Raw genomic sequence first — 17,799 nt, forward strand, 5'->3', positions numbered from 1 at the left:
GGACTACCGCGGACTCAGCGGACTCAGAGGCCGAGCTCGGCCTCGAAGTTGCCCTCCTCGAGCCGGTGCTTGATCGTGCCCAGGAAGCGGGCCGCGTCGGCGCCGTCGATGAGGCGGTGGTCGTAGCTCAGCGCCAGGTACACCATCGAGCGCACCGCGATGACCTCGCCCAGCTCCGGGTCGTCGATGACGGCGGGGCGCTTGACGACGGCGCCGGTGCCGAGCATGCCGACCTGCGGCTGGTTGAGGATCGGCGTGTCGAACAGCGCGCCGCGGCTGCCGGTGTTGGTCAGCGTGAACGTGCCGCCGGCCAGCTCGTCCGGGCTGACCTTGTTGGTGCGGGTCCGCTCGGCCAGGTCGGCGATCCGCTGCGCCAGGCCGCCCAGGTTGAGCTGGCCGGCGTTGTGGACGACCGGGACCATCAGGCCGCGCTCGGGCACGTCGACGGCGAGGCCGAGGTTCTCCACGTCGTGGTAGGTGACCTCGTTGGTCTCGCTGTTGATGACGGCGTTGAGCTTGGGGTGGACCTTGAGGGCCTCGACCGTCGCCTGCGCGAAGAACGGCATGAACGACAGCTTCACGCCCTCGCGGGCCTGGAAGTCGGCCTTGGCCCGGTCGCGCAGCCGCGCGATCTTGGTGACGTCGACCTCGACCACGGTGGTGAGCTGCGCCGAGACCTGCAGCGACTCGACCATCCGGCGGGCGATGGTCTGCCGGATGCGGGTCATCTTCTCGGTCTTGCCGCGCAGCGCGAGCTGCTCGGCGGGCGCGGCGGCCGGGGCCGCGCGGCGCGGCGCGGCGGGCGCGGCGGCCGGAGCCGGAGCGGCGGCCGGGGCGGGCGCCTGGGCCGGGGCCGCGGGGGCCGGGGCCTGGGCGGCCTGCTGGGCGGCGCGCGCCGCCTCCAGGACGTCCTGCTTGCGGATGCGGCCGCCGACGCCGGTGCCCTTGATCGAGCCCAGGTCGACGTCGTGCTCGGCGGCGAGCTTGCGCACCAGCGGCGTGACGTACGGGCCCTCACCCGACGGGGCGGGCGCCGGAGCCGGAGCGGGCGCGGGTGCCGCGGACTCCTGTGCGGCCGGCGCGGGCGCCGGCGGCGACGGCTGCTGCGGGGCGGCCGGCGGCGGCCAGGCCGACGGCGGCGGGCCCTGCGGCTCGGGCTGCGCCGCGGCCGGAGCGGGCTGCGGCGCGGGCTGCTCGGCCCGCTCCTGCGGGGCGGGCTCGGGCTGCGCCGGCGCCGCCTCCTCCTGCTGCTGCTCCGGAGCGGCCGGGGCCGGAGCCGCCTCGCCGCCCTCCCCGATGGTCGCCAGCTCGGCGCCGACCTCGACGGTCTCGTCCTCGGCGACCTTGATGCTGGTCAGGATGCCCGAGGCGGGGGAGGGGATCTCGGTGTCGACCTTGTCGGTCGACACTTCGAGAAGCGGCTCGTCGGTCTCGACGTGCTCACCCTCCTTCTTCAGCCAGCGGGTGACGGTGCCCTCGGTGACGCTCTCGCCGAGCTGGGGCATGGTGACGGAGACCGGCATGGCTCTCAGCGACTCCTTAGAGAGTGGTGTATCTCGGTGCCGGCGTTCAGCCGTGCACGTGCAGTGGCTTGCCGGCGAGAGCCAGGTGCGCCTCGCCGACGGCCTCGGACTGTGTCGGGTGGGGGTGGATCAGCTGGGCGACCTCGGCGGGGAGCGCCTCCCAGTTGTAGATGAGCTGGCCCTCGGTGATGAGCTCGCCGGCGCGGGCGCCCACGATGTGGACGCCGAGGACGGGCCCGTCGACGGCCGCGATCACCTTGACCTCGCCCTGGGTCCCCAGGATCTTGCTCTTGGGGTTCCCGGCAAGATCGTACGTGACCTCGTTGATCTCCTGCCCGCGGGCCCGCGCGGTCGCGGAGGTGATGCCCACCGACGCGACCTCGGGGTCGGAGTAGGTGATCCGCGGCACGCCGTCGTAGTCGATCGGCGCCGGGCTCAGCCCGCCGAGCCGCTCGGCCACCAGGATGCCCTCGGCGAAGCCGGCGTGCGCCAGCTGGAGGGTCGGGATCAGGTCCCCGACGGCCGAGATCGTGGGGACGCTCGTCCGGCAGAACTCGTCGACCTTGACGAAGCCGCGCTCGGTCTCGACGCCGGCCTCCTCCAGGCCGATGCCGTCCGACACCGGACCGCGGCCGACCGCTACCAGCAGCAGCTCGGCGTCGATCGTCGTCCCGTTCTCCAGCGAGACCGCGACGCCGCCCTGGGTCGTCTTGACCTCCTGGAAGCGGGTGCCGAGCTCGAACCTGATGCCGCGCTTGCGGAACGCGCGCTCCAGCCGCTTGGAGCTGGACTCCTCCTCCAGCGGCAGCAGGTGCGGCAGCGCCTCGACGATCGTGACCTCGGCGCCGAACGAGCGCCATACGCTGGCGAACTCCACGCCGATGACGCCGCCGCCGAGGATGACGACGGAGCCCGGCACGTGCTCGAGCCTCAGCGCGTGGTCGCTGGAGATGACCCGCTCGCCGTCGATCTCCAGGCCGGGCAGGCTCCTGGGCCGCGACCCGGTGGCCAGCACCAGGTGCGCGCCCTCGACCGTGCGGGTGGAGCCGTCGGCGGCGGTGACGGCCACGGAGTTGGGGCCCGCGAGGCGGCCGTCGCCCTCGATGACCTCGATGCCCTTGGACTTGATCAGGCCGGTCAGCCCCTTGACGGTGCCGGTGACGACCTTGTCCTTGTACGCGTTGACGCCCGCGATGTCGATGCCGTCGAAGCTCGCCCGGATCCCGAACTTCGCGGCCTCGCGGGTCTGGTCGGCCACCTCGGCCGCGTGCAGCAGTGCCTTGGTGGGAATGCACCCCCGGTTGAGGCAGGTGCCGCCGAGCACGTCGCGCTCGATCAGCGCCACCGAACGGCCGAGCTCGGCCGCCCTCAGCGCGCACGCGTACCCGCCGCTGCCACCACCTAGGACCACGATGTCGTAGGGGCCGCTGTTGGCCACTGGACGCTCCCTCTTTCCCCGTGTCGCGCTCGCGCGCCCCGGACTTCCATGGTGCCCCGGACGGTTCCGGGGAACCCCTTCATCCTCCCGCCCGGGTCAACACCCGCCGGAGGTCAGAGAATCCCGGCCGCGAGATCCTCGGCGATCCGCACCAACGTACGGGCCGCGGCGCCGGTACCGCCCTTGGGGGTGTAGCCGTACGGCTCGCCCTTGTTGAACGCGGGACCGGCGATGTCGAGGTGCGCCCAGCGGACGCCGTCGGGCACGAACTCCTGCAGGAACACGCCGGCGACCAGCATGCCGCCCCAGCGCTCGCCGCTGATGTTGGCGATGTCGGCCACCGCGGAGTCGAGCCCCTTGCGCAGCTCCGCCGGCAGCGGCATGCCCCAGGACTGCTCCCCGGCGCGGCCGGCCGCCGCCACCACCTTCTCACGGACGTCGTCGTCGTTGGCCATGACTCCCGTGGTACGGGTGCCGAGCGCGACCAGCTGCGCGCCGGTCAGCGTGGCCACGTCCACGATCAGGTCGGGGGAGTCCTCGCCGGACCGGACGAGCGCGTCGGCGAGCACGAGCCGGCCCTCGGCGTCGGTGTTGAGGACCTCGACGGTCTTGCCGCCGTAGATGCGCAGCACGTCGGACGGGCGCTGCGCGGTGCCGCTGGGCATGTTCTCGGCGATGGCCAGGTAGCCGACCACGTTCACCTTGGGGGCCAGCTCGGCGATGGCGCGCATGGCGCCGAGCACGGCCGCGGCGCCGCCCATGTCGGACTTCATCCAGTCCATGGCCTCGGCGGGCTTGAGCGACAGGCCGCCGGAGTCGAACGTGATGCCCTTGCCGACCAGGGCGAGGGTCTTGGCGGCCTCGGGGTGGGAGTAGGCCAGCCGCACCAGGCGGGGCGGGTTGACCGAGCCCTGCCCGACGCCGGCGATGCCGCCGTAGCCGCCCTCGACCAGCGCCTTCTCGTCCAGCACGGTGATGTCGAGGCCGGTCTCGCCGGCGATCCGCTCGGCGTGCCCGGCCAGGTCCTCGGGGACCAGGTCGGACGGCGGGGTGTTGACGAGGTCGCGGACCAGCGCGACCGACTCGGCCAGCGTCCGTGCGCGCTTGAGCGCGGTGTCGCCGTCGCCGGTGCCGTCGCCGGCGAGCACGGTGATCTCCGCGACCGGCTCCTTGCGGTCGCCGGTGCGGTACGTGCCGAAGCTGTAGTTGCCGAGCAGCGCGCCCAGCGCGACCGCCTCGACGTCCTCGGCGGAGGAGGCGGGCAGCGCGACGGCGACCTTCCCGGTGCCGGCCAGCGCGCGCACGCCGGCGCCCGCGGCGCGGCGCAGCCCCTCGGCGTCGGGGGACTCGCCCAGCCCGACCGCCACCACGACGGCGGCGGGGACGGCGCCCAGCGTCGGCAGCTTGGTGATCTCGCCGGCCTTGCCGGTGGCGCCGAGCGCGGCCAGCGCTCCCGCGAGCCGGCCGTCGAGAGCCCGGTCGAGGTCCGCGGCGTTCTGCGGGAGGGGCTCGCCGCCCGTTCCGGAGGCGGCCGGGGCGACGCCGATGATGATCGCGTCGACGTCGAGAACTGCTGGGTCTGCGCTGTCCAGGCTGATGCTCGTCACGTACCCCGATGTTAGTCCTCCGGCTGACCGGTTTCGCCCTTTTGGAGCAAGCCTTACCTCCCGCAACGCCGTACGGGACGGCTCCCCGGCCGGCCTCGCGCGTCCGGAATGACGCTAATGGTGCTATTGCCATTAGCGCCATGCTGCTGCGCCTGAACGACGACGACCCCCGCCCCCTGCACGAGCAGGTGGCCGCGGCGATCCGGCGCGCCATCGCGACCGGCGAGTGCGCGCCGGGCGAGCGGGTGCCGCCCGCCCGCGAGCCGGCCGCCGCCCTGGAGATCAACCCCAACACCGTCCTGCGGGAGCGCGAGACCGCCGCCTGACCGGGTCAGGCGGCGGACAGGACCAGCAGGGCCGCGGTCGCCGCCAGCTCCACCAGGGCGCCGAGGACGTCGCCGGTCACGCCCCCCAGGCGGCGGACGGCGTGGCGGAGCATGAGGTGCGCGACCAGCAGGGCGGCCGAGACCGCGAGGACGGCGCGCACGCTGCCCAGCTCGGTGACCGCGCCGGTCAGGGCGGCTGCCAGGAGGACCGGGACGGTCGTGGCCAGGGCGGCCCGAGTGGAGATCGTTCCGGCGACCAGGGCGCCCAGGCCGCCGGGGCGGGCCGAGGGGACGCCGGTGCGGCAGGCCCAGGGCAGGGCCAGCCGGCCGCCGACCGCGGCGATCATGACCGCGGCGGCGGCGTCCGGGGTGCTCGCGAGGGCGGCGGCCTGGAGGAGCAGGGCGAGCAGCAGGGTCACCACGCCGAACGGGCCGATGTCGGACCGCTTCATGATCGCGAGGGCCTCGGCCGGCGGGCGGGCGCTGCCGAGGCCGTCGGCCAGGTCGGCGAGGCCGTCCAGGTGCAGGGCACGGGTGACCAGCGCCATCGCGGCGACGGCGAGGACGGCGCGGGGGAGCGGGTCCAGCCCGGCCGGCCCGAGCAGCAGCGGGACGGCCGCGGCGGCGCCGACGATCAGGCCGGTGGCCGGCGCGAGCAGCATCGCCTGCCGCGCGGCCGTGCGGCCGGCGTCGGCCGCGCGGACGGGGACGATGGTCAGCAGCGACACCGACAGCCGGAGCCCGGCGATCACGGGAGCTCCACCGCCCGGCCGGCCACGACCAGCGCCGCCTCCTCCGACTCGGCCGCCAGCCGCTGGTTGAGGTGGCCGAGCAGGTCCCGGAACGCGCGCCCGGAGGAGGTCGTGGGCACGAGCGACAGCCCGACCTCGTCGCTGACCGCGATCACGCGCGCGCCCGTGCGCCGCCAGGCGCCGACCAGCTCGTCCAGGCGCGGGAGGACCGCGTACGGGTCGTCCCACGCGCCCGCCTCGTCGATCGCGGCCGCCAGCCAGGTGCCGATCCCGTCGACGAGCACGGCGCCCTCGGCTCCTTCGAGGGCCTCCGCGAGGGCGGTCGTCTCGGCCGTCCGCCACCAGGACGGGCGGCGCCGCCGGTGGGCCTCGACGCGGGCGTTCCACTCGGCGTCGTCGCGGGGGGCGCTCGTCGCGAGGTACGTGACGTCCGGGCAGGCCGCCAGGCGCAGCTCCGCCTCGGCGGACTTGCCCGACCGCGTCCCGCCCAGCAGCAGGGTGCGGTGGGGCCCCGGTACGGGGGCGAGCCAGTGGGAGAGGCGCCGTTCCAGCTCCTCGGGGGAGCGGAGGCGGTGGTCCAGGTGGACGAAGGAGATCCGGGTGCCGGGGCGCACCGCGCCGAGCCGCCGCAGCCGTCCCAGCTGGTCGGGGACGGCCGGGTCCAGGAGCACCGCGTCGTACGCGCCCCGCGGCTCGGGCCGCCCGCCCGGATCGGCGACCAGCACCCGGCCGCCGGACGGGGCCCGCACGTCGCGCCCGCCGGGCACCTCCTCCTGCGGGCAGGCGGTGAGGGGCACGCCGTCGATCAGGGCGCGGAACGGCTCGTACCGGACGCCGGCGGTACGGAGCCGGGAGCAGGAGGCGCAGCGGCAGCCGGTCTCCGGCCAGCCGGCGGGACCCGCGGTTCCGGGGAGCTCGATGTTCATCGCGTCCGCAACAATAGATCCCTCACTCGACGAAGCAGGAGGCACGGTGGGGAACCCTCCGAACACGCCGTGGTCGCAGCCCCCGGGACCGCCCGGCCCGCCAGGTCCGCCGAGGCCGCCAGGGCCGCCGGGACCGCACGGGCCCGTACCCGGCGGGCCCTGGATGGCGCCGGGGCCGCCGCAGCCCCGCAAGAAGGGCGGCGCCGGGCTGGTGATCGGCCTGGTGGCCGCCGGGATCGCGGTCGTGCTGGTCGCGGTCGCGGGGGTCGTCCTCTTCCTCAGGGGCGGCGACGAGAGCGGCGGGGGCGGCGGCGACGTGCCGCCGGAGCGGCTCCAGGCGGGCGAGATCCACGGCGGCGCCGAGGCCCGCCCCGGCACCGACGGCAGCCTCACCATGACCCGGCCCGGCGTCGAGCGGCCGCTGGTCGAGGTGTACGAGGACTTCGCCTGCCCGCCCTGCGGCAACTTCGACCGCATGATCGACCCCATGCTCAAGGAGCTGGCGGTGGCCGGCAAGGCCAAGGTCGTCTTCCGGCCGATGGTGATCTTCGCCAAGGGCAGCGAGCCGATGCACTCCAACTCCCTGCGCGCCGCCTCGGCGATGCGCTGCCTGGGCGACGGCGCCCGCTGGCTGGCGTACCAGGACGCGCTGTACGCCCACCAGCCGGCGAGCGAGCACACCGAGGGGTACGCGATCGAGGACCTGATCTCGTACGCGGCGCCGCTCGGCGTCACCGACGAGGCGTTCAAGACCTGCGTGCGGGAGCAGCACCGCGCCCCGGCCGTGCTGGCCGCCAGCCGCGCCTACGTCGCCGCCGGCGTCTCCGGCACCCCGTCCGTGCGGATCGACGGCCAGGAGGTCGACCGGAGCCGGACGGCCACGGCCGAGCAGCTCCGCGCGGCGATCGAGAACGCCGCCTGATCGGTACTAGTCTCACCGCGGAGAGGCAGGAGGCGAGCGCGATGGCGTGGAGCTGGCGTTTGGAGAAGTCCGACGGGCGGCAGGCCGGGGTGGCGGAGGAGACGTTCACCACGCAGGCCGACGCCGAGACGTGGCTGGGGGAGAACTGGCGCGGGCTCCGGGAGGAAGGGATCGACCAGGTGACGCTCCTGGACGGCGACAGCGCCGTCTACGGCCCGATGAGCCTGCACGACCCGGAGTGATCCCGCGTGCCGGCGGCCCGCCCGTTCCCTCCGGCCGAAGGCGGGCGCGCGTCAGGGACGGCGCTCGGGCGACCTGGTCTTGCCCGGGTCGCGGATGACGACCGGGCCGAGGATGTCGTCGATCCTCTTCAGCACGTCCGCGTCCAGCTTGACCCCGGCGGCCTTGACGTTGTCGCGGACCTGCTCGGGGCGGGAGGCGCCGACGATGGCCGAGGAGACGTTCGGGTTCTGCAGGACCCACGCGACCGCGAGCTGCGCCATGCTGAGCCCGAGGTCGGCGGCCACCGGCCCCAGCTCCTGCACGCGGGTGAGCAGGTCGTCGTTCAGGTAGTGCTTGATCATGTCCGCGCCGCCCTTGTCGTCGGTGGCGCGCGATCCCTCCGGCAGCGGCTGCCCCGGCTTGTACTTGCCGGTCAGCACGCCCTGCGCGATCGGGGACCAGACGATCTGCCCGATGCCCTCCCGCTCGCTCAGCGGGACGACCTCCTCCTCGATGACCCGCCAGAGCATGGAGTACTGCGGCTGGCTGGAGACGATCCGGTCGAAGCCCATCTCATCGGCGATCTTCAGGGCGCGCTCGATCTCCTCGGCGCGCCACTCCGAGACTCCGACGTACAGCACCTTGCCCTGCCGCACCAGGTCGTCGAAGGCGCGGAGGGTCTCCTCCAGGGGGGTCTCGTAGTCGAACCGGTGGGCCTGGTAGAGGTCCACGTAGTCGGTCCGCAGCCGGCGCAGCGAACCGTGGATCGACTCGAAGACGTGCTTGCGCGACAGCCCCCGGTCGTTGGGGCCGGGGCCGGTCGGCCAGTAGACCTTGGTGAAGATCTCAAGCCCCTCGCGGCGCTGCCCCTCCAGCGCCCGGCCGAGGACCTCCTCGGCGCGCGTCCCGGCGTAGACGTCCGCGGTGTCGAACGTGGTGACGCCCTCGTCCAGGGCCGCCCGGACGCACTCGCGGGCGGCGTCCTCCTCGACCTGCGAACCGTGGGTGAGCCAGTTGCCGTACGAGATCTCGCTGACCTTGAGGCCGCTGCGGCCAAGATTTCTGAACTCCATGCGCCCGACCCTAACCGGACATGATCGGGTGCCGCGGAGCGTGCTTCCGGCGCCGGGCGGCCCTACTTGGCGACGGGCTCGCCGCCGACCTTGTCCTTCTCGCCGACCTTCACCTGCGGGGACGGGACGCGGAGGCGGCGGATCTGCATGGCGCGCATCGCCGCGTACAGGCCGACGCCCTTGGCGTCCTCATCCGGGTAGCGCAGGGCGGCCTGCTTCTTGACGCCGCGGCTGATCATGATGCCCTCGATGAACACCACGGCCAGCAGCACCGGCGGCGCGAACAGCACCGCGAGCTTGGCGGCGGTCACCGGGAGGAGGCTGAGCGCGACGATCGCGAACATGCCGTACATCAGGTAGGAGCCGACCGTCCGGCGCGCGTCGACGTAATCGCGGGCGAACCGGCGCACCGGGCCCTTGTCGCGCTTGAGGAGGTACCGCTCGTCGCCCTTGGCCATGCCCTCGCGGGCCTTGACCCGCTCGGCCGCCTGCTTCTCGCGGACGCGCTTGTAGGCTTCCTTGCGGTTGGACGGGGCCGTGATGGGTTGGCGGCGGCGCTTCTCGGCCTCCGCCCGCTTAGGTGTGGGACGGCCCTTTCCTCCCGGCTTTACGACCTGAGGAGGATCTTCGGGGGCTTCCTGGGTACGACGTCGGAACACAGGGATCAGCCTACCGGCTGCGAACATCGTGGCTGCCTCGCGCGTTAACGCGTAGGGTGATAAGAACCCCAGCAGTGGTCATTGAGCCCAGTTTGTGACTGAGCACAGCACACGAAGGGACCGGCGCCGCGCGATGAGCGTGATGAAGCGAATGTCGATGATCTTCAAGTCCAAGGCGAACAAGGCGCTGGACCGCATGGAGGATCCCCGCGAGACCCTGGACTATTCCTACCAGCGCCAGCTGGAGATGCTGCAGAAGGTCCGTCGGGGTGTCGCCGACGTCGCCACTTCGCGCAAGCGTCTCGAGCTGCAGATCAACCAGCTGGAGTCGCAGCAGAACAAGCTGACCGACCAGGGCAAGAAGGCGCTGCAGGTGGGCCGGGAGGACCTGGCCCGCGAGGCGCTGACCCGGCGGGCCGGGCTGGACTCCCAGCTCGGCGACCTGCGCGCGCAGTACCAGCAGCTGCAGGGCGAGGAGGAGAAGCTGACGCTCGCCTCCCAGCGGCTGCAGGCCAAGGTCGACTCCTTCCGCACCCGCAAGGAGACCATCAAGGCGACCTACACGGCCGCCGAGGCGCAGACGAAGATCAACGAGGCGTTCACCGGCATCTCCGAGGAGATGGGCGACGTGGGCCTCGCGATCCAGCGCGCCGAGGAGAAGACCGAGAACATGAAGGCCCGCGCGGGCGCCATCGACGAGCTGCTGGCCTCGGGCGCGCTGGAGGACTTCTCCGGGCCCAAGGACGACATCCAGGCCGAGCTCGACCGGATGGGCTCGGGGCCCGGCGTCGACCTGGAGCTGGAGCGCCTCAAGGCCGAACTCGGCCAGGGCCCGGCGCCCAAGGAGCTCAACCAGGGGACCCCCGGCGGCGCCCAGCAGGAGCAGGGCGTTGACGCCCCCCAGGCCAAGCAGTGGCCGCAGCAGCCCGGCGGTGCGCAATGATCGTCCGGATCATGGGCGAGGGGCAGCTGGACATCGCGGCCGACGATCTCACCGCGCTCGGGGAGCTGGACGACCTCCTGGAGGAGGCGATCGAGTCCGGCGACGAGGCGCGCTTCCGCGGTGCGCTGCACGGCCTGCTCGACAAGGCGCGCGCCGTGGGCAAGGCGCTGCCCGAGGACAGCCTGGAGCCGTCGGAGCTGATCCTGCCGCCCGCCGACGCCGCGATGGACGAGGTCCGGAAGATGCTGGGGGACGAGGGCCTGATCCCCGACTGAGCCCCCGACCCCCCGAGCCCCGATCCCCGCTGAGGCGCGGACGCCCAGGTCACAGGCGTGTACAGGCACAAACACCGGCTCTCGCGCGTTGTTACGGGAGAACCGGGAAGCAGTGCCGGTGAGGGGGGTCCGGATGGCACGCACGCGCTACGCCTCGGATCGGGGGCTCACGTCGCGCATGCTCGTGACGATGTTCCTGCTGGGGCTCGTCTACGTGGTCTTCGTGACGGCGTTCTACGTGATCGCGCCCAGCTGGGGGCTGGTCGCGCTGGTGGTGGCCGCGGGGCTGCTGCTGGCGCAGTACTTCTTCTCCGACCGGCTGACGATGTTCGCGATGCGCGGCCGGGAGGTCACGCCGGAGCAGATGCCCGAGCTGCACGGCATCGTCGACCGCGTCTGCGCGATGTCGGACGCCCCCAAGCCGCGCGTCGCGATCGCCGACACCGACGTGCCCAACGCGTTCGCCACCGGCCGCAACCAGAAGAAGGCCGTCGTCTGCGTCACCACGGGGCTGCTGCGGCGGCTGGACGCGGTGGAGCTGGAGGGCGTGCTCGCGCACGAGATGGCGCACGTCGCCCACCGGGACGTGGCGGTCATGACGATCGCCTCGTTCCTGGGCGTCGTCGCCGGCCTCCTCACCCGGATCGGCATCCAGGCGGGCTTCTTCGGCGGCTTCAACCGGCGCGACCAGAACACCGGCCTGGTGCTGCTGGCGGTGATCCTCGTCAGCGCCGTGGCGTACGCGGTGAGCTTCCTGCTCACCCGCGCCCTGTCGCGCTACCGGGAGCTGTCGGCCGACCGGGCGGCGGCGCTGCTGACCGGGCGCCCCTCGGCGCTGGCCGGCGCGCTGACCAAGATCTCCGGCGAGATGGCGCGGATCCCGACGCGGGACCTGCGCGCCGCCGAGCCGTTCAACGCGTTCTTCTTCGCGCCCGCGTTCAGCAAGGGCTTCAGCGTCTCCTCGCTGTTCTCCACGCACCCGCCGCTGGAGAAGCGGCTGGCGCAGCTGGAGAGGATCTCCGGGCAGCTGAGCAGGGGAGCGTGAGATGGGGTTCCTGGACACGCTGCTCGGCCGCTCCAAGCCGGTCGAGCCCGACCTCGATCGGCTGTTCGGCCTGTCCACGGCCGCGGTGACGCTGGAGGCGGCGACCGGGTTCACGCCCACCGGGCTCGGCTCGGTGTGCTTCCGGGCGGCCGAGGGCGGCGCGTTCGCCCGGCTCCAGCGCGACGTCCGGGAGCTGCTGGACGCCGACGAGGGGCCCGCGGTCGAGCTGAGCGAGGACTCCTACGGCTACACCTGGCTGCTGACCCGGCAGGACCCGTCCGACCTGCCCGCCGTGGTCACCGACCTGCACGCGGTGAACTCCACCCTGGAGTCGCACGGCTTCGGCCCGCACCTGCTGTGCTCGCTGGCCGGGTTCCGCGGGCCGGACGGCCGCCGGCTGGGGCTGGTCTACCTCTACAAGCGCGGGACGTTCTACCCGTTCGCGCCGCTGCCCGGCGAGCGCCGCGACAACGCGCTGGAGCTCCAGGTGCGCGGCGCGATAGGCGCCGACCTGCCGTTCGAGGACGAGCTGAGCCGCTGGTTCCCCGTCTGGGGCGCCCCCGGTCTCTGACCTTCGGGACATATGGGATTCTTTCGCCCATGAACCCGGAGCCCTGGAGCCACTCCCGCCACGGCGACGCCGCCGAGACCGAGATCGCCGCGTACGCGACCCTCCTGGACGGCGCGGACCTCGCCGCACCGGTGCCGACCTGCCCCGGCTGGACGGTCGGGGAGCTGACCGTCCACCTCGGCGGCACGCACCGCTGGGCCGAGGCCACCGTGCGCCTGCGCGTCCCGGAGCGCCGGAGCCGGCGCGCCCTCGGCGTCACGGACCCGGCCGCGCCCGAGGAGACGCCCGCCTGGTACCGGGAAGGCGGCGCGCTGCTCATGAGGACGCTGCGCGCCACCGGCGGGGACGTCCCCGTCTGGGGATGGGGGCCCGACCACCACGCCCGCTTCTGGTCCCGCCGGATGCTGCACGAGACCGCCGTCCACCGCTGCGACCTGGAGATCGCCCTCGGCCGGCGCCCCGAGGTCGACCGCGCCGTCGCGGTGGACGGGATCGACGAGCTGCTGGAGAACCTGCCGAGCGCCGCCGCGTTCTCCCCGAACGTCGCGAACCTGCGCGGCGACGGCGCCGAGCTGGGCTTCGAGACCGCCGACGCGGGGACCCGCTGGACGCTGCGCCTCCTGCCGGACGGCTTCGAGTGGGCCCGCGCGGACGGAGGCGCCGGGAGGCCCGGCGCCTCCGTCCGCGGGAGCGCCTCGGACGTCTACCTCTTCCTGTGGGGCCGCCTGAAGCCGGGCGACCCCGCCCTGGAGTTCTCCGGCGACGGGGAACTGCTGCGCCGCTGGACGGAGAACAGCGCCGTCGGCTAGGGCACCGCCCGCTAGGGCAGGGCGAGCATCTGGTCCAGGGCGACCCGGGCGTAGTGCGCCGTCTCGGCCTCCACCTCGATCCGGTTGACGACCTCGCCGGCGGCGAGCGTCTCCAGCGACCGGACCAGGTGCGGCAGGTCGATGCGGTTCATCGTCGAGCAGTAGCAGACGGTCTTGTCGAGGAACATCACGTTCTTGTCCGGGTGCGCGTTCGCCAGCCGCCGCACCAGGTTCAGCTCGGTGCCCACCGCCCACGCCGAGCCGGACGGCGCCGCCTCGATGGCCTTGATGATGTACTCGGTGGACCCGACCTGGTCGGCGCCCAGCACCACCTCGTGCCGGCACTCGGGGTGGACGAGCACGTTCACGCCGGGGACGCGGTCGCGCACGTCGTCCACCGACTCCTTGCTGAAGCGGCCGTGGACCGAGCAGTGCCCCCGCCACAGGATCATCTTCGCGTCGCGCAGCCGCTGCGGGGAGAGGCCGCCCTCGCGCCGGTGCGGGCTGTAGACGACGCAGTCGTCCAGCGAGAAGCCCATCTCCAGTACGGCCGTGTTGCGGCCGAGGTGCTGGTCGGGCAGGAACAGCACCTTCTTCCCCTTGGAGTACGCCCAGTCCAGCGCCCGCTTGGCGTTGGACGAGGTGCAGACCGTGCCGCCGTGGCGCCCGACGAACGCCTTGATGTCGGCCGAGGAGTTCATGTAGGTGACGGGGACCACGTCGTCGGCGATCCCGGCGTCCTCCAGCACCTCCCAGCACTCCTCGACCTGGTCGAAGGTGGCCATGTCGGCCATCGAGCAGCCGGCCGCGAGGTCGGGGAGGATCACCTGCTGGTGCGGCGCGGTGAGGATGTCCGCCGACTCGGCCATGAAGTGCACCCCGCAGAACACCACGTAGGGCGCTTCGGGACGGGCCGCGGCCTGCTGGGCGAGCTTGAACGAGTCACCGGTCACGTCCGCGAACCGGATGACCTCGTCGCGCTGGTAGTGGTGCCCCAGGACGAACACCTGGTCGCCGAGCGCCGCCTTCGCGGCGGCGGCCCGTTCCACCAGGTCCGGGTCCGAGGCGGGCGGCAGCTCGCCCGGGCAGTCCACACCGCGCTCGCTGGCCGGGTCGGACCCCTCGCCCAGGAACAGCAGTGGAAGGTCACGCACAGGGGTGGTCACGGGAGTCTCCCTCCTGCGACGGGGCTTATCGTCGCTTTGACGACTAATCATCGCACACCGGGAGTGCCGGACTTTCCGGCAGGGCCCCCGCCGGGGCGTGTGAAACACTGCACGGAACGGGGAATGGCCTCATTCCGAGGTACGTTGGCCTACAGAAGAGGCGCACGGCGTCCTCGATGACATGCGACGGAACGCCGCTCCGGCGGCGCAGCGAGACCCGGGAGCTGACTTACATGACGGCAGGCGAGACGACCACGCAGGAGACCACGCAGCAGGGCGTCATCCTCACCGACGCCGCCGCTGAGAAGGCCAGGGGCCTGCTCGAGCAGGAGGGCCGGGACGACCTCGCCCTGCGTGTCGCCGTGCAGCCCGGCGGCTGCTCGGGCCTGATCTACCAGCTGTTCTTCGACGAGCGCGAGATGGACGGCGACCAGATCCAGGACTTCGGCGGGCTCAGCGTCCGGGTCGACCGGATGAGCGCCCCCTACCTGACCGGCGCCACCATCGACTTCGTCGACTCGATCGAGAAGCAGGGCTTCACGATCGACAACCCCAACGCGTCGGGCTCCTGCGCCTGCGGCGACTCCTTCAACTAGGAGCCGCGCGCGGCGCGACGAGGCGGTCCGGACCTTGTGTCCGGGCCGCTTTCGTCATGTCCCCGGAACGCCCGGGCGATGTGACGGCGGCTGGGTCCCGTGGTGCGATGGCAAGTAGTCTTTCCGGGTTGCACGAACAGCCGGACACATAGCCGGACGACACCAGCAAGGAGAGCGACGCCGTGCGCATCGCCGTGACAGGCTCCATCGCGACCGATCATCTGATGACCTTCCCCGGCCGGTTCGCCGACCAGCTCATCCCCGACCAGCTCGAACGGGTCTCACTGTCGTTCCTGGTGGACGAGCTGGAGATCCGCCGGGGCGGGATCGCCGCCAACATCTGCTTCGGCATGGGCAGCCTGGGGACGAAGTCCATCCTGGTCGGCTCGGTGGGCGACGACTTCGCCGACTACCGCTCCTGGCTGGAGCGGCACGGCGTCGACACCGCCTCGGTGCGCGTCTCCGAGCTGCACCACACCGCCCGGTTCCTGTGCACCACCGACCAGGACCAGAACCAGATCGCCACGTTCTACGCGGGCGCGATGAGCGAGGCCGGCCAGATCGAGCTGAGCCCCGTCGCCGACCGCGTCGGCGGCCTCGACCTGGTCCTGATCGGCGCCAACGACCCCGAGGCCATGGTCCGGCACACCGAGGAGTGCCGCACCCGCGGCTACGCCTTCGCCGCCGACCCGTCCCAGCAGCTCGCCCGCATGGACGGCACCGAGGTCCGCAAGCTCATCGACGGCGCCGCGTACCTGTTCACCAACGAGTACGAGAAGGCGCTCTGCGAGGAGAAGACCGGCTGGTCCGACGCCGAGATCCTCGACCGGGTCGCCGTCCGCGTCACCACCCTCGGCGCCAAGGGCGTCGTCATCGACCGCAAGGGCGAGCAGGGCCTGCACGTCCCGGCCGCGAAGGTCGCCAAGGTCGTCGACCCGACCGGCGGCGGCGACGCGTTCCGCGCCGGCTTCCTGTCGGCGATCGCCTGGGGCCTGTCCCTGGAGCGCGCCGCCCAGGTCGGCAACATCATCGCCGCCAACGTCCTGGAGTCGGCCGGCCCGCAGGAGTACCGCCTCGGCAAGCAGTCCTTCCTCGACCGCCTCACCGAGGTCTACGGCCCCGAAGCCGCCACCGAGGTGGCCCCCCACCTGGTCTGCCCGAGTTGACGGCCTCGCCTCCGCTCGGCGGCGAACGGGCGCTTTAACGCGCCCACTCGCGGCCTGAGCCGAGGAGGTTCTGGGGGCCTCAATACGTCCTGCGGATGTGGAAGGCCCAGCCCTGGGAGAGGGTCTCCTCGCGGATGAAGTCCTGGGACTTCATCCGGCACCAGGCGGGCACGTCGGTGTGGGCGGCGGGGTCGTCGGCGAGTACGGCGACGACCTCGCCGACCGGGATCTCCCGGATCCGCTCGGCCAGCAGGATGATCGGGATCGGGCACTTGCGGCCCAGCGCGTCGATGACCAGAACCGGCGGCGGGCCGGCCGCCGCGGCGGGCGCGGACTGCTGGGGCTGCGCGGCGGGTGCGGGCGCGGCCGCGGGGACCGGCGCGCCGGCGCGGTGGGAGCCCGTCTTCGCACGGCCTCGGAACCTCATGGGCGCGCCCGCCTTCCTGGCGTCGTGATCGTGGAGCTCATGGTGCGCTCACCCCCGCGGTCCGCCGCAGCCGGGCGACGGTGCCGGGGAGCACGGCGAGGAAGCGGTCGACGTCGGTCGAATTCGCGCCACGCGGCAGCGATACCCGGACGTTCCCATGGGTAATCACTCCCATCGCCTCGAGGACGTGACTGGGACGCAGCGTATCCGCAGTGCAGGAGCTGCCGGACGAAACAGCGAAACCCGACCTGTCCAGTTCCGTCAGCAGGGCCTCGCCCTCCACGTACAGGCAGGAGAACGTGACCAGGTGCGGCAGCCGCCGGACCGGGTCGCCGACCACCTCGACGTCGGGGACGCGGCGGGGGACCTCCGCGCGGATCCGGTCGACCAGCGCCGACAGCCGCGGCGCGTCGGCGGCCATCTCGTCGCGGTAGGCGGCCAGCGCGGCCGCCGCCGCGAAGATCGCTGGAACGTTCTCGAAGCCCGGCACGCGGCGCCCCTCGCGCTCGTCGTCGGGCAGCGGGGACCGCCACCGGGTGCCCTTGCGGATCACCAGCACGCCCACGCCGGGCGGGCCGCCCCACTTGTGCGCGCTGGCGGTCAGGACCGACCAGCCGCCCGGCACGTCCGCCCGCCCGGCCGACTGGGCGGCGTCCACCAGCAGCGGCACCCGCGCGGCGCGGCAGGCTTCGGCGGCCTCGGCGACCGGCTGCAGCGTGCCGACCTCGTGGTTGGCCGACTGGAGGCAGGCCAGCGCGGTGCCGGGGCGCAGCGCGGCGGCGAACTCGGCGGGGTCGACCCGGCCGTGCCGGTCGACGGGGACGGTGGTGACCGTGCCGCCGTCGCGCTCGTGCGCCTCGGCGGCGTGCAGCACGCTGGAGTGCTCGACCGCGCTCACCACCAGGTGGTCCCCGACGCGCCGCCGGGCGCGCAGGGCGCCGAGCACGCCCAGATGCACCGCCTGGGTGCCCGAGGTCGTGAACGACACCTCGTCGGAGCGGACCCGCAGGACCTCCGCGACCCGGGCGCGGGCCTCGTCCAGCAGCACGCGGGCGCCGCGCGCGGACCCGTACAGCCGCGCGGGGTCGGCCCAGCCGGCGTCGAGCGCGCCGACCAGAGCCGTGCGCCCCGCGGGGTGGAGCGGCTCGGTGGACGCGGCGTCGAAGTAGGCGCCGGGGGTGCTGCGATCGGCCACGTTGAGACTCTAACCGGGCACCCGATCGGGGGTGTGCGGCACCCTCGCGCTAATGTGTCCTCCACACGAGTAACAACTGATCTCACCGCCCGGCAGACCGGGCTTTCAATCCGTGGGGAAGGCAATCCGTGAGTCCGACCCGCTCTAGGGAGCGGCGT

The 17,799-nt window shown here is 73.2% G+C and carries 20 protein-coding genes; 10 read left to right on the top strand and 10 right to left on the bottom strand.

Annotated elements, in window-relative coordinates:
* Positions 1-23: 23 nt before the first annotated feature.
* The 3 genes from sucB to ACA361_RS16160 all read right to left on the bottom strand — a co-directional run bounded on the left by sucB (position 24) and on the right by ACA361_RS16160 (position 4,568).
* Positions 24-1,523, bottom strand: a complete 1,500-nt coding sequence (gene sucB, locus ACA361_RS16150) for a 2-oxoglutarate dehydrogenase, E2 component, dihydrolipoamide succinyltransferase (RefSeq protein ID WP_375012779.1) — start codon at positions 1,521-1,523, stop codon at positions 24-26.
* Positions 1,524-1,569: 46 nt separating this feature from the next.
* Positions 1,570-2,961 (bottom strand): dihydrolipoyl dehydrogenase, encoded by a 1,392-nt coding sequence (lpdA, locus tag ACA361_RS16155; RefSeq protein WP_375012780.1) that lies wholly within the window; start codon positions 2,959-2,961, stop codon positions 1,570-1,572.
* A 113-nt stretch (positions 2,962-3,074) separates the two neighbouring features.
* Positions 3,075-4,568, bottom strand: a complete 1,494-nt coding sequence (locus tag ACA361_RS16160) for a leucyl aminopeptidase (protein WP_375012781.1) — start codon at positions 4,566-4,568, stop codon at positions 3,075-3,077.
* A gap of 140 nt (positions 4,569-4,708) precedes the next feature.
* Here ACA361_RS16160 and ACA361_RS16165 point away from each other — a divergent pair, with 140 nt between their 5' ends.
* A complete protein-coding gene (locus ACA361_RS16165) occupies positions 4,709-4,894 on the top strand; it encodes a GntR family transcriptional regulator (protein WP_375012782.1) in 186 nt (61 codons plus the stop codon).
* Between the two features lie 5 nt (positions 4,895-4,899).
* Here the strand turns inward: ACA361_RS16165 and ACA361_RS16170 are convergent, their stop codons facing one another.
* Positions 4,900-5,646: an adenosylcobinamide-GDP ribazoletransferase gene (locus ACA361_RS16170; RefSeq protein WP_375012783.1), complete on the bottom strand. Its 747-nt coding sequence runs from the start codon at positions 5,644-5,646 to the stop codon at positions 4,900-4,902.
* A complete protein-coding gene (locus ACA361_RS16175) occupies positions 5,643-6,572 on the bottom strand; it encodes a bifunctional adenosylcobinamide kinase/adenosylcobinamide-phosphate guanylyltransferase (protein ID WP_375012784.1) in 930 nt (309 codons plus the stop codon). The genes ACA361_RS16170 and ACA361_RS16175 overlap by 4 nt, the downstream gene beginning before the upstream one ends.
* 163 nt (positions 6,573-6,735) lie before the next feature.
* Between ACA361_RS16175 and ACA361_RS16180 the strand changes: the two genes are divergently transcribed.
* Together ACA361_RS16180 and ACA361_RS16185 are read left to right on the top strand one after the other, a co-directional pair.
* Complete coding sequence (locus ACA361_RS16180; RefSeq protein ID WP_375012785.1) at positions 6,736-7,494, top strand: DsbA family protein; 759 nt, start codon at positions 6,736-6,738, stop codon at positions 7,492-7,494.
* A gap of 59 nt (positions 7,495-7,553) precedes the next feature.
* Complete coding sequence (locus tag ACA361_RS16185) at positions 7,554-7,736, top strand: hypothetical protein (RefSeq protein ID WP_375012786.1); 183 nt, start codon at positions 7,554-7,556, stop codon at positions 7,734-7,736.
* 51 nt (positions 7,737-7,787) lie between these two features.
* Here ACA361_RS16185 and ACA361_RS16190 read toward each other — a convergent pair whose 3' ends face one another.
* Entirely contained in the window at positions 7,788-8,789 is a 1,002-nt protein-coding gene (locus ACA361_RS16190) for an aldo/keto reductase family protein (protein WP_375012787.1), read from the bottom strand.
* A gap of 62 nt (positions 8,790-8,851) precedes the next feature.
* Positions 8,852-9,448 carry a DUF3043 domain-containing protein gene (locus ACA361_RS16195; protein WP_375012788.1) on the bottom strand — a complete coding sequence of 199 codons (597 nt, stop codon included), beginning with the start codon at positions 9,446-9,448 and terminating at the stop codon, positions 8,852-8,854.
* Positions 9,449-9,581: 133 nt separating this feature from the next.
* Between ACA361_RS16195 and ACA361_RS16200 the strand changes: the two genes are divergently transcribed.
* The 5 genes from ACA361_RS16200 (at position 9,582) to ACA361_RS16220 (ending at position 13,091) form a co-directional block, all read left to right on the top strand.
* Positions 9,582-10,391, top strand: coding sequence for a PspA/IM30 family protein (locus ACA361_RS16200; protein WP_366625408.1), 810 nt, complete (start codon positions 9,582-9,584; stop codon positions 10,389-10,391).
* On the top strand, positions 10,388-10,666 hold the full coding sequence (locus tag ACA361_RS16205; protein ID WP_375012789.1) for a hypothetical protein: 279 nt from the start codon (positions 10,388-10,390) through the stop codon (positions 10,664-10,666). Before ACA361_RS16200 ends, ACA361_RS16205 begins: the two co-directional genes overlap by 4 nt.
* 133 nt (positions 10,667-10,799) lie before the next feature.
* Positions 10,800-11,711 carry a zinc metalloprotease HtpX gene (htpX, locus tag ACA361_RS16210; protein ID WP_375012790.1) on the top strand — a complete coding sequence of 304 codons (912 nt, stop codon included), beginning with the start codon at positions 10,800-10,802 and terminating at the stop codon, positions 11,709-11,711.
* Between the two features lies 1 nt (position 11,712).
* Entirely contained in the window at positions 11,713-12,282 is a 570-nt protein-coding gene (locus ACA361_RS16215) for a hypothetical protein (protein ID WP_375012791.1), read from the top strand.
* 29 nt (positions 12,283-12,311) lie between these two features.
* Positions 12,312-13,091 carry a maleylpyruvate isomerase family mycothiol-dependent enzyme gene (locus ACA361_RS16220; RefSeq protein ID WP_375012792.1) on the top strand — a complete coding sequence of 260 codons (780 nt, stop codon included), beginning with the start codon at positions 12,312-12,314 and terminating at the stop codon, positions 13,089-13,091.
* Between the two features lie 11 nt (positions 13,092-13,102).
* Here the strand turns inward: ACA361_RS16220 and nadA are convergent, their stop codons facing one another.
* Complete coding sequence (nadA, locus tag ACA361_RS16225; RefSeq protein WP_375012793.1) at positions 13,103-14,257, bottom strand: quinolinate synthase NadA; 1,155 nt, start codon at positions 14,255-14,257, stop codon at positions 13,103-13,105.
* 233 nt (positions 14,258-14,490) lie between these two features.
* On the opposite strand from nadA, the gene ACA361_RS16230 reads away from it, so the two are divergent.
* Together ACA361_RS16230 and ACA361_RS16235 are read left to right on the top strand one after the other, a co-directional pair.
* A complete protein-coding gene (locus tag ACA361_RS16230) occupies positions 14,491-14,853 on the top strand; it encodes a HesB/IscA family protein (protein WP_375012794.1) in 363 nt (120 codons plus the stop codon).
* 182 nt (positions 14,854-15,035) lie between these two features.
* Complete coding sequence (locus ACA361_RS16235) at positions 15,036-16,019, top strand: carbohydrate kinase family protein (protein ID WP_375012795.1); 984 nt, start codon at positions 15,036-15,038, stop codon at positions 16,017-16,019.
* A 79-nt stretch (positions 16,020-16,098) separates the two neighbouring features.
* Here ACA361_RS16235 and ACA361_RS16240 read toward each other — a convergent pair whose 3' ends face one another.
* Both ACA361_RS16240 and ACA361_RS16245 read right to left on the bottom strand, forming a co-directional pair.
* The gene (locus ACA361_RS16240) at positions 16,099-16,317 is read right to left on the bottom strand and encodes a sulfurtransferase TusA family protein (RefSeq protein ID WP_375012973.1); all 219 of its coding nucleotides are present in this window, start codon (positions 16,315-16,317) and stop codon (positions 16,099-16,101) included.
* Between the two features lie 166 nt (positions 16,318-16,483).
* Positions 16,484-17,641 (bottom strand): cysteine desulfurase family protein, encoded by a 1,158-nt coding sequence (locus tag ACA361_RS16245; RefSeq protein WP_375012796.1) that lies wholly within the window; start codon positions 17,639-17,641, stop codon positions 16,484-16,486.
* Between the last annotated feature and the right edge of the window lie 158 nt (positions 17,642-17,799).

This window comes from Actinomadura sp. 21ATH, assembly GCF_041951345.1.
GTDB lineage: Bacteria > Actinomycetota > Actinomycetes > Streptosporangiales > Streptosporangiaceae > Spirillospora.